Genomic DNA, 11,288 nt, shown 5'->3' on the forward strand with positions numbered 1-11,288 from the left:
TTTTTTTACTGTTATCATACAAAGTTAGTTAAATATTGAAAGGATGGGTCTAATGAAGGGTTGGTTAATCCACAATGGCAGTTTACAAACAGAGAAGTTCAAGCATATACATGCGCGGTATCTAAATCAAGCAAAAAAACAAGGGATTGGACTTACGTTAAAACGAAATGATGAGGTGTTGGTGCTACTCAGTCAAACACATCAGCCATTGACAAAACTTAATATTGATTTTATCTTATTTCTTGATAAAGATGTCTTACTTGCGAAACAGTTAGAAGCATGTGGGTTACCGGTCTTTAATTCGAGTGAAGCGATAGAACAATGTGACAATAAGGGTCTTATGCACCACATCCTTGCTACTAAGGGCATTCGGCAACCTAAAACAATTGTCGCACCGCTGATTTTTCAGACGGGCCAAACGTTTCCGGTAGCTTTTTTGGACCAAGTTGCCAAAACACTGGGTTTTCCACTCATTGTAAAGAAAAGTTTTGGGTCATTTGGTGATGGGGTGTATTTAGTGGACTCAATGACTGAATTAAAGCATCACAGTGAAGCGTTAAAATACACACCACATCTCTATCAACAATATATCGCCTCAAGCCACGGGCGTGACTTGAGGGTTCATGTCGTTGGTGATCACGTCATTGCGACAATGATGCGTCGATCAGAAATAGACTTTAGAGCCAATGTCACGAATGGAGGCAAGATGTTTGTCGTGGACGTACCGGAAACCTTTAAAGATTTAGCGCGAAAAGCAACAAACGCTCTTGGACTGGATTTTTCTGGTGTTGATTTATTGTTTGATGAGACGAATGAACCGATTGTCTGTGAAGTTAATTCGAATGCGCACATTGAAAATATTTATCAAACGACTGGTATTGATGTCAGTGAGGCGATTCTTACTTATATCATCAGCCGTGTCCATGACATGAACAGCTAATTTTTATGATTATTGCGTGATAAATTATATGAAATCGCGACCAATTACTTAATAATCTCCAAAAAATAGTGGATTTATTCACATGTTATGTTACAATAAGACTATGATAAAGGCAAAACTATTGAAAAATAGTGACGCAAAGCTTCGGGTCTTCGGTGCAAATTGTACCATGACGGCTGAGTTACCGATCTAGTCATAATTTTTTGAGTTTTGTCGATCCCTGGTTTGGGTCGGCTTTTTTGATGTCTTTTTACGTGCACAGCTAATCTAAATTGGTGATGACTGAGACTTACAATGAGGTCAGTTGAGTTAATCAAATAGTGAAGAAAGTGGGGTGGAGATGATGAAGCACCTAGGTGTCTGGAAGTTTATTATTCTTTTAGTCATGGGACTAGTTTTAAGACAATGGGATTTTCAACTATCGTATAGTTTATATCTGCCCCTCTATTTTCTCGTACCCATTTTAGCTTTACGTTTATGTCGCCTTAAATATGCAGTACTTTTGACCAGCCTGTTAGGGACGATCTTTATTTTTATGGGTGATGCGATTGTTTTTCATGTCTTAATGATTGTGCATGTCTTTGTGATTGGTATTTTGTATGAGCGATTTCGTCGGAACTTATTTACTTGGACCATTGCCTATAGTCTAGTAGGGTTTGGTGTAAGTTATTTAGCGGTACGACTTCTCATTGAGTCTAGTCAGTTAGAGCTGTTATATCAAGTAGAAGTATTATCATACTGGCTGATGCTACTACTTGTTAATTTATTCGTTGATATTTTAGTGCTCGTTCTTCCACAAGTGCCGTTTTTTAATCGCTTGCCGATTAATCAAGAGCCAGTAAGGTATAACGAGCTTATTTTTATGGGGGTAAATCTCGTGGCTATACTTCCTCTTATCGTGATTACAGTTGTCCAGTCAATTTCTTTGGAACATCAGATGATAAATGCATTTGATGATAGGGCAGTTGCGTTAGAAGCAGTCTTGACTGAGCAGATTAACCGTCTCGATGAGACGGAAATTCAGCGACTCGAAATTGGGTCAGCGATTGATCGTGGACGTTTAACTGAAGTGATTGACCGACACATCGGGACTAATTTGGAACATGTTTACATATTCAATGCAGACGGTGAACCGTTTCTTCATTCATCAGAATCGGAACGGTTTACTGATTTTAGTAATGTTTTATCCAAGGGGGTTAGCTTTAAACCAAACAGTGACAGTGAGGTCTGGTTGAATAATGACGGGATGACACCAAGAGATTGGTATCATGGTTATTATGTCAGCGCCTTCACAATCCTTAACCGACCCGTGTGTTATTTTATTGATATGGGGGAAACAGTTGTCGACCGTATGCAAGTTATTTCCTATTATTATTTCTTAATGTTGATTGTATTTATTATCTCATTTGTGATTGGGCTGTTTAGTGAACGAATCTTAGTAAAACAAATTGAAGATATCACCAAAATGGCAGATCAAATACCGCGCCGAATGATGCATGAATATCCAATCGAATCACCGAGGACAAGGATTTTAGAAGTGAATATTTTAGCGGACCGTCTCGCAAAAGTTGATAAACAGTTGCGTCAAATGTTTAAAAACTTGACCAATACTAATCGTGAACTGAATGAAAAAACGTTAGAACTAAATGCGTCAAAACAAGAACTCTATCATGTGGCTCATCATGATGCACTTACTAATTTACCAAATCGCCGGTTGTTTTATCATACCTTAGAAAAAAAAGTCGACCGACAAGATATCTTTGCGTTGTTTTTCCTTGATTTGAATGATTTTAAAGAAGTAAATGATCGTTACGGGCATAAAGAAGGAGACGCGTTATTAAAGCGGGTGGGTGAACGTTTGAAACAGTTAGAAGTAGAGTTTCCTGTCCGGTTCTACCGGTTAGCGGGTGATGAATTTGTCGCAATTTTAAAACGAGATCATCATGAAGATGTATCTTTTTTTACGAAAACATTAAAGAAAAGCTTTATTCCTGCTTTTGAGATTGACGGTGAACAACAAGAGGTGAATATCAGTATTGGTCTTAGTCTTATGCCAGAAGACGGCTCAACGTTTGAAGAGTTACTGCATATCGCTGATCAAGCGATGTATGAGGATAAACGCGTATCTAAAGGGAAAGAATAATAATTTACGACAAAAGAGGAGGTGTTTAATATGACTAGAGGTAAGCGTCTCGTGCTAGTTATTTTACTGGTAATCCTGTCCGCTTGTGAACAAAAACCAATTGCTCATCAACCAATCAATGTTTCAGCAGATGATTCTAAATTATTAGCTGAGGATAACAAATTGATTATTTGGACGACGAGCGACCTGTTTGAGGGTGCGATGGATCATTTTTTTAAGTATGAAACGGACCTAGAGCTCGAATTAGAAATTGTTGATCCCGCTGAAGTAGTTGACCGTTATTATGAAGCATTAACGTATAGACGCCCACCCGATTTATTTTTTGTTTCAGATGAATATGTCGGACTATTTTCTGAAGTGGACGGCTTTGTTGATTTTAATCATTATATTACTAACGGCAGTATTTATGAAGACTTACCAAGCCCGTTAAACGATCGCTATATTAATTTAGAGGGCCAACGCTACGGCGTCCCAATAACGTATTTTCCCTATGTAACGTATTATCGTCACGATATATTAGAAAGTAGAGGGTTCCCGAGTGAACCTGAAGATCTTGGTAACTATATCAAAACAGGGGCAAACTACCATAAGCTGGCCCGTACATTCTTTGATGAAGGCATCTACGTCTTTGAATCAAATCAAGCGCTCTTGCAGCTAGGATTAAGAACCAGTTACCCGTTTGATGATGACTATACATATCAGTTTGATAGAGGAGCATTTAGACAACTAACAGACACAGTCTCCTTGATGTATCAAGATGGTATGAGACCTGAGGTATCGATTTGGTCTAATTACGGACAGAACCTCCTGAGAGAAGATAAACTCGTAATGTTTCACATGCCGACCTATGGTGCGAGTCATTTAGAGGACTGGGTACCAGAACAAGCAGGCAAATGGCGAATGACCTCCTTACCTTTAGGATTATCGGGAATTGACCGTGAAGGTTCAATGGTCGCTTTAATGAGTGAGAAGAGTCACCATCAACGAACGGCTTTTAAGTTATTACAAATAATAACAAGAGACCAGAATTATTTGGTGTTGAATGAATCGAATCACCCCATGCTGGACCAAGATAATCTAACGACTTATTACACCGATTATTTAAGTGAGACGACGGCTGGTCGGCCATCGATGCTTGATTTGTATGCGAGACGTCATTGGTATAATACGATGTTTGATATCAACAAAGGGGTAGAAGTCAGCCCACTCCTTTTTAATAAAACACATGACCGGCTTAAGGAAGAAAGTCGACTTGACCAACGGATTTTGATTGAACAGTTTGTCAGTGAATCTAGAGGCCGAATCGGTAAGACAAATTAAATAGAATATAGAAAATAGCCCACCACATGAGTCATGTGATGGGCTATTTTTATAATAAATGAATCGTGACATCTTCTTCGTATAATTAAGATAAAGGAAAGTAGAGTCGCACCCGGAAAAAGGCCCCTAATCACAGACCAATCCATCGCTTTCATTACGCGTCCGATTGTAAGGAGCGTTGAGATGTCATCACTAGTTATCGCCATAACTTTTCTCAATGGAATCATAATACAGCCGACAGGCATTACTGCTACAACTTATGTAGCTAGTTTTCGCTAAGGTTTACGCAAATTCAATATTTAAGATTTTAAAGGATAAGGGGATGTGAGATAAGGATTTTGATAAAATCATGTATACATTTGCATTTAAGTGAGTAAATACAGTCTTTTCCTATCATTTTACACTGGTATTATGCTATAATTAGTTAACAGGCTTCGTTTTTTGTTTGTTTTTTACTATTTAGGGAATAAACTAAATAGATATTTAAGGTCTGTTTTACATCATGAACGATAGGTGGAGGAGAGAAGTTATGACAACATTAAAAGAAACGCTCATTGATGTGCTTAAATCATTTGTGCCGCTATCATTATTAATTGCGATTTTACAATTCACCGTCGTATTCTTACCGATGGCTGTCTTTATTGATTTCATTCTAGGAGCGATCCTTGCGAGTGTAGGGATTTATTTATTTTTACTCGGCGTTGAAGTTGGGTTATCACCTGTGGGAGAGATGGTAGGTCAAAGTTTATCTAAGACTGGTAAACTGTCGCTTATTTTAGGATTTGGGTTTTTACTCGGTTTCGTTGTTACCGTTGCTGAACCAGGTGTGCAGGTATTAAGTAATCAAGTGGAATTTGTTTCTGGTGGAGAGGTTCCGGGTATTATGTTACTATTATTTGTATCACTTGGTGTCGGTATTTTTGTGGCACTAAGTTTACTAAGAATGATCTTTAATATTTCGTTACTTAAGCTTCTAGGAACTGGTTATTTGGTTATATTTATATTAGCGTTACTAACGCCAGCTTCGTTTGTACCCATTGCATTAGATGCAGGCGGGGCAACAACGGGCGCGATGGCAGTGCCATTTATTCTAGCACTTGGTGTCGGGGTGACGAGTGTGTTAAGTAAAAAAGCTAACAGTGGTGAGAGTTTTGGTCTTATTGCTCTGGCAAGTGTAGGGCCAGTTATTGCGGTGTTATTGTTAGGGGTGATCTACGGATGATGCGAATATTTGAAGGATTTCCAGCGGTCTTATTAGATGTAACGTATGCGTTAGTTCCGTTACTACTGTTTTTTCTATTGTTCCAAGTCATTTTTTTACGACTAAAATGGCGTAAAGTAAGAGATGTGTTAGTTGGTTTCATGCTGACTTATGTTGGTTTATCACTATTTTTACAAGGGGTAAATGTTGGATTTATACCGATTGGTGAGAAAATGGGAACGGTTATTGGCGGCTTACGTTACCGCTATATCTTTATTCCAATTGGGTTTGTGTTAGGCTTTTTTGCGGCTTATGCCGAACCTGCGCTACAAGTACTCACTAAACAAGTTGAACGGATCACGGCTGGTGCGATTCCAAGAAAAGTTTTACTCGTTACGATTTCTATTGGTGTTGGTTTATCGATTATGTTGTCGATTATTCGAGTATTTGTTGGCTTTTCAATATGGTACTTTGTTTTACCGGGATATCTAATCAGTTTTTATCTCGCCAGAAAAAGTTCAAAGATATTTACAGCCATTGCCTTTGACTCAGGTGGGATTGTGACAGGTCCGATGATTTCAACCTTTATGCTTAGCTTATTTGTCGGTCTAGCGGGTGTAACTGAAGGACGCGATCCACTGGTTGATGGTTTTGGTATGATTGCGCTTGTGGCATTGGCGCCAATTTTATCGGTATTATTTTTAGGCAAACTCTATTCTAAAAACCGTAAGGGGGCGTCTTGATGGAACGAATCAACGATCAAAAATTAATTATAACCATCGTCAAAAAAGGTGAAGCAAAAAAACTTGTTAGTAAAATCCGAGCAGTCGGTGCGACAGGTAGTACAATTTTGTTGGCGGAAGGTTATCGCATGAATGAACGCCTGCGCATCTTTGGCATCCCCACGCACCGAGAACGTGAAGTGATTTTAACGATTGTGGATGAAGCGATGTTTTCAGACATCTTTGAGTTATTAGGGAAATACGCGATTTTAGGGAAAAACACACAGGGCATTACCGTGTCCATTGATGTGAAGAGTGTGTTAGGCATCACTATGTTGAGTGGTGAAGAAATAGCTGACTGCAGTAGAAGAAGAGGAGATGAGTCCATGTTAGATGAGACGCGATATGATTTGATTGTGACAATTATTAATAGCGGTGAAGCAGAGGATGTTGTAGAATCAACGAAAGCGCACGGCGCAGATGGCGGTACGATTTTACGTGGTCGTGGGACGGGTGTTCATGAACAAACGAAACTGTTCAACATACTCATTGAACCAGAAAAAGATATCGTGTTAACGCTGATTGAAAAAGAGAAAACATTGGACATCTTGTCAGGGATCAGAGAAGATTGTGAACTCCATAAACCAGGTAAAGGGGTTGCCTTTGTATTAGAAGTAGAGAAAACCGTTGGTTTAAATGCCTTACTAAATACAAACGAATAACAAATGCTCACTCGTTATAAAATAGACCCTAAAGAGAGGACTCTAAAAAAGTCTGTATCTTTAGGGTCTGTTTTTTATACTTAAAACAAATCATAATCAGTAGGCTTGAAGGGGCTTCTTCATGGTAACTCAAAGTCATATTATTTTTTTAACTTAATCAAGTCCGGTTGATACTTCATGTGAAAAGAGTGCTACTTATGGCGAAAACAATATTTACATATAAATAAATACGAACCCTTGCACTGAACCCTCATGTCAAAAGAATATAAGTTAAAGTATTACTTACGTGGTCGGCAGTTAGTTAAAATGAGTGGGCGACGGAAGTAGGTAGGGTATGATATACTGAGGCTTAGAAACGACTTAGATAATGAACCACTTAACAATAAGGAGCTAATGAAGATGACTTTTACTTTACAACCATTTATACAAGATGCCCTCACCAAACAAGGAATTGAGACGTTGATGCCGGTACAAGAGAAAGTCTTGCCTTACTTTGAAGCGAGACAAGATGTGTTTGTGACGGCCCCAACGGGAAGCGGGAAAACATTGGCATATCTGTTGCCGGTGATAAATAACCTTGAGACAAATACACTCGACTTACAAACTGTGATTATTGCCTCAAGCCATGAACTCGTGATGCAAATTTTTGACTGGATTCAACAATTAAAGCAAGGCTCAGATATTCGCGTTCAAGCACTTATTGGTGGTGCGAATGTGAAGCGACAAATTGAAAAGTTAAAAAAGAAACCACATATTGTCGTTGGTACACCAGGCCGTATGGTCGAATTGATTAATCAAAAGAAATTAAAAATGCATAAAGTATCAACCATCATCCTTGATGAGGTTGACCAACTCGTCATCCCAGAACATCAACAAGCGCTTGAGCGTATTATCCAAAGTACGGATAACTCGCGTCAAATTACTTGTTTTTCAGCGACGATTAGTCACCAGGCCAAAGAAATAGTGTCTGAGTGGATGGAGGCACCGGAATCGATTCATATTAAACGTGAGGATATTGTTTTACCTGATGTGACACATGGTTATTTACTCGGTGACCAACGGGATAAGTTTGATTATTTGCGTAAGTTAATTCATGCCGAAAAGAAAAAGACGCTCGTCTTCTTTAATGACAAAGCGTCACTTGAAAAAGCGTATGAACGTTTAACCTACCATCATATTGATAGTTTAATGTTGCATAGTGATTTGCCTAAAGAGTTGCGTAAAGAATCAATTAAGAGCTTTAAACAAGGCGATTGTCAGTTGATGTTGACGACCGATGTCAGTAGTCGTGGACTTGATGTCGATGACTTAACCGAAGTTGTCCAAATCGACTTGCCACGTGAAGTTGATCAATACGTTCACCGTGCGGGTAGAACTGGCCGCCTCGGTTCAACAGAAGGCTATGTTTTATCGATTGTCACAAAAGGTGAATATCAATCACTAAAAAAATTGACGAATGCCTTACATTTAGATTTAACTGAGTTTTACTTATCACATGGTCAGTTAACGGAACGAAAAAAATAGCGAAGGGTTATGTGCCCTCTCGTCAAAAAAGAGTCAAAGCTTCTCTTATATATGAGAGAAGCTTTGACTCTTCTTATGAGAGTTCAATCGGTAAGACGTAATAAAGAACGCTGAAAAAATGAACAATTGTTCCAGCTAACACAAATAAGTGCCACACCATATGATGATATTTAAACCAGCGCCACATATAAAAGACAGCCCCAAACGTGTAAAGAATGCCGCCAATGGCAAGTAAGACAATCCCACCAGATGCAATATTTTCAGTTAAGCTCGACCATGTAAAAACAATCAGCCAACCCATTAAAATATAGATCAACGTAGATACAATCACGAATCGTCGAACAAAGAAAATCTTAAAAATCGAGCCGGCAATCGCAATCGCCCAGACGATAATAAATAAGCGCATCCCAACGTCTCCTCTTACGGCTACGAGTAAATAAGGGGTGTAGGTACCGGCGATAAAGAAGTAAATTGATGAGTGATCAAGAATTTCAAACACATCTTTTGCCCGACCATTCGGTAAGCTATGGAGTAACGTTGATGATGTATACAAAAATACCATCGTTACACCATAAATCGTAAAACTAACAACATGGACCCAACTGCCATTTAATGAACTAAACACAATCAGTAACACGAGAGCTAAAATAGAAAGTAAAGCCCCAACGCCGTGACTGACGGCATTAGCAATTTCTTCCCCTAAACTAAACCGATGCTTGGTAATCATAGTGATTCCTCCACAATCTCTAGTATGTAATAGACATATTCCTAAGTGATGACCATCATCACTTTTGTTTTCCAGTCTTTTTTCTGTCTCTTACTATTATGAATATGATTCAAAAGAGATGCAAGGAAAAACATAATCGGCTATGATAAGGATAGGCTATATAAAGAGAATGAATGGTGAGCAATTAGTAAAACGGTCTATTGACACCGACCCTTGTCATAGCTTGAAAGTTTGTAAAGAGGGTGTAAATTTCAATATAAGTGATTGATTATATAAGCAGATGGTTATATACTAGACACAGAAGGAGCGAATATTATGTTACCAATAGAAGAAACAGCATCAATTCTTAAATTAATGGGGGATAAAACACGACTCACCATGCTGAAATTATTAGAAGGAGACACGTGCTGTGTTTGTGAGTTCGTTGAACTCTTTGGCATGAGTCAACCGGCGATTAGTCAGCATTTACGCAAATTAAAAGATGTAGGGCTTGTAAAAGAGGACAAGCGTCATCAGTGGGTATTTTATTATTTAAATGAGGACCATGACCTTTATCCAATGGTTGAGCGTGTGTTATCGACCTTACCGTCTCAACAAGAGAAACTCCTTCAGTTGACAGAAGACGGCAAACGTATTGATTGTTGTTCGATCAAAGGGGAGAATAGTCAAGATGACAAAGGAACAAACGTCAGGGATTAGTTTTTTTGAACGATATTTAACCGTCTGGGTACTGTTATGCATGGTTGTCGGCGTATTACTGAGTATACTTTTTCCAGGGGTAACGAGCTTTTTACAAGACTTAACGTACGCGGAAATATCGATTCCTATTGCAATTCTGATTTGGTTAATGATTTACCCAATGATGATGAAAGTGAATTTTAAAAGTGTCAAACGCATCTCAAAAGACCGAAAAGGGATTTATCTAACGTGGGTGATTAATTGGTTGGTTAAACCATTTACGATGTACGCGATTAGTTACGTGTTCTTTTACTTTATTTTTAGTGCATTTATTTCAGAAGATTTAGCACGCGAATATGTCGCTGGTGCGGTCATTTTAGGGGCGGCGCCTTGTACAGCGATGGTGTTTGTTTGGAGTCACCTTACGAAAGGTGACGCAGCTTATACGGTTGTTCAAGTTGCAACGAATGATTTAATTGTCTTATTGCTGTATACGCCGATCGTTGCTTTATTGTTAGGGGTTTCTGGTATTGAAGTCCCGTTTGATACGTTGATTTTATCGATTGTCTTATTTGTGGTCATTCCACTGTTAGGCGGTTTATTGACGAGACAACATATGGTGAAAGCTAAGGGTGAGACATATTTTGAAGAAGTCTTTTTAGCCAAGTTTAAAAATACGACCACCATTGGCTTACTCCTGACACTGATTTTAATCTTTATGTTCCAAGGCGAGACAATTCTTGCTAACTATGGACATATTGTGTTGATTGCTGTCCCGCTGATTATTCAAACATTCTTTATCTTTTTCTTAGCATATTATGCGGCTAAGAAATTAAACTTAGCTCATGACATTGCTGCACCTGCAGGGATGATTGGCGCGTCGAATTTCTTCGAACTATCTGTCGCGGTGGCGATTAGTTTGTTTGGCGTCACCTCACCCGTTGCTCTTGCGGTAACGGTTGGGATTATTGTAGAAGTACCAGTGATGTTGTTACTTGTAAGGATCGCTAATCAAACACGACATTGGTTCAAAGCCTAAGTAGCCATTCGGATAAGCTGTTAATATAGTAGCGTCTCTCTTTCAGTTGAGAGACGCTACTCTTTTTTTGGTTGATGGTCTATGTTAATGTGATGATGGCTTGTCAGAATAACGAGAATTTTTTTAAGATTTGAACTATTGACAAGGTCCTTTTCAAATGGAAAATGGATAGCTATAATCTCGAGTTTGACACTTAATTAAAACAAAAACTCTCTAACCCCTTATTTTTCAGGGGTTTAGAGAGTTTTTTCGCTTTTGAAAAAGTGAGTACT

General features: G+C 38.7%; 10 protein-coding genes and 1 riboswitch. Of the genes, 9 read left to right on the top strand and 1 reads right to left on the bottom strand.

Going from position 1 to position 11,288, the window contains the following annotated elements; genetic code table 11:
* Window positions 1-52: 52 nt before the first annotated feature.
* From BM098_RS10010 to BM098_RS10040, 7 genes are all read left to right on the top strand, one after another.
* Entirely contained in the window at window positions 53-940 is an 888-nt protein-coding gene (locus BM098_RS10010) for an ATP-grasp domain-containing protein (protein ID WP_234987478.1), read from the top strand.
* Window positions 941-1,041: 101 nt separating this feature from the next.
* A riboswitch (cyclic di-GMP riboswitch) is annotated at window positions 1,042-1,129 on the top strand.
* A gap of 313 nt (window positions 1,130-1,442) precedes the next feature.
* Entirely contained in the window at window positions 1,443-3,083 is a 1,641-nt protein-coding gene (locus tag BM098_RS10015) for a GGDEF domain-containing protein (protein WP_234987479.1), read from the top strand.
* 30 nt (window positions 3,084-3,113) lie between these two features.
* Window positions 3,114-4,403, top strand: coding sequence for an ABC transporter substrate-binding protein (locus tag BM098_RS10020; protein ID WP_089832934.1), 1,290 nt, complete (start codon window positions 3,114-3,116; stop codon window positions 4,401-4,403).
* Window positions 4,404-4,932: 529 nt separating this feature from the next.
* Window positions 4,933-5,625 (top strand): DUF1538 domain-containing protein, encoded by a 693-nt coding sequence (locus BM098_RS10025; RefSeq protein ID WP_089832935.1) that lies wholly within the window; start codon window positions 4,933-4,935, stop codon window positions 5,623-5,625.
* The gene (locus BM098_RS10030) at window positions 5,622-6,347 is read left to right on the top strand and encodes a DUF1538 domain-containing protein (RefSeq protein ID WP_089832937.1); all 726 of its coding nucleotides are present in this window, start codon (window positions 5,622-5,624) and stop codon (window positions 6,345-6,347) included. Before BM098_RS10025 ends, BM098_RS10030 begins: the two co-directional genes overlap by 4 nt.
* Window positions 6,347-7,048, top strand: coding sequence for a P-II family nitrogen regulator (locus BM098_RS10035; protein WP_089832939.1), 702 nt, complete (start codon window positions 6,347-6,349; stop codon window positions 7,046-7,048). The genes BM098_RS10030 and BM098_RS10035 overlap by 1 nt, the downstream gene beginning before the upstream one ends.
* 399 nt (window positions 7,049-7,447) lie before the next feature.
* On the top strand, window positions 7,448-8,572 hold the full coding sequence (locus BM098_RS10040) for a DEAD/DEAH box helicase (protein ID WP_089832941.1): 1,125 nt from the start codon (window positions 7,448-7,450) through the stop codon (window positions 8,570-8,572).
* 73 nt (window positions 8,573-8,645) lie between these two features.
* On the opposite strand, the gene trhA is transcribed toward BM098_RS10040, so the two are convergent.
* Window positions 8,646-9,299 carry a PAQR family membrane homeostasis protein TrhA gene (gene trhA / locus BM098_RS10045; protein WP_089832943.1) on the bottom strand — a complete coding sequence of 218 codons (654 nt, stop codon included), beginning with the start codon at window positions 9,297-9,299 and terminating at the stop codon, window positions 8,646-8,648.
* 315 nt (window positions 9,300-9,614) lie between these two features.
* Between trhA and BM098_RS10050 the strand changes: the two genes are divergently transcribed.
* Together BM098_RS10050 and arsB are read left to right on the top strand one after the other, a co-directional pair.
* Window positions 9,615-9,998 (top strand): ArsR/SmtB family transcription factor, encoded by a 384-nt coding sequence (locus BM098_RS10050; protein WP_089832945.1) that lies wholly within the window; start codon window positions 9,615-9,617, stop codon window positions 9,996-9,998.
* Window positions 9,970-11,016: an ACR3 family arsenite efflux transporter gene (arsB, locus tag BM098_RS10055; RefSeq protein WP_089832947.1), complete on the top strand. Its 1,047-nt coding sequence runs from the start codon at window positions 9,970-9,972 to the stop codon at window positions 11,014-11,016. The genes BM098_RS10050 and arsB overlap by 29 nt, the downstream gene beginning before the upstream one ends.
* Window positions 11,017-11,288 lie beyond the last annotated feature (272 nt).

Origin of the sequence: Halolactibacillus halophilus (assembly GCF_900115605.1) — a bacterium.
Classification (GTDB): domain Bacteria; phylum Bacillota; class Bacilli; order Bacillales; family Amphibacillaceae; genus Halolactibacillus; species Halolactibacillus halophilus.

Bases quoted from the DNA above. Each gene is read 5' to 3' on its own strand.
- BM098_RS10050 (WP_089832945.1), top strand. From the start codon at position 9,615: ATGTTACCAATAGAAGAAACAGCATCAATTCTTAAATTAATGGGGGAT.
- BM098_RS10020 (WP_089832934.1), top strand. From the start codon at position 3,114: ATGACTAGAGGTAAGCGTCTCGTGCTAGTTATTTTACTGGTAATCCTG.
- BM098_RS10025 (WP_089832935.1), top strand. From the start codon at position 4,933: ATGACAACATTAAAAGAAACGCTCATTGATGTGCTTAAATCATTTGTG.
- BM098_RS10040 (WP_089832941.1), top strand. From the start codon at position 7,448: ATGACTTTTACTTTACAACCATTTATACAAGATGCCCTCACCAAACAA.
- BM098_RS10010 (WP_234987478.1), top strand. From the start codon at position 53: ATGAAGGGTTGGTTAATCCACAATGGCAGTTTACAAACAGAGAAGTTC.
- arsB (WP_089832947.1), top strand. From the start codon at position 9,970: ATGACAAAGGAACAAACGTCAGGGATTAGTTTTTTTGAACGATATTTA.
- BM098_RS10035 (WP_089832939.1), top strand. From the start codon at position 6,347: ATGGAACGAATCAACGATCAAAAATTAATTATAACCATCGTCAAAAAA.
- trhA (WP_089832943.1), bottom strand. From the start codon at position 9,299: ATGATTACCAAGCATCGGTTTAGTTTAGGGGAAGAAATTGCTAATGCC.
- BM098_RS10030 (WP_089832937.1), top strand. From the start codon at position 5,622: ATGATGCGAATATTTGAAGGATTTCCAGCGGTCTTATTAGATGTAACG.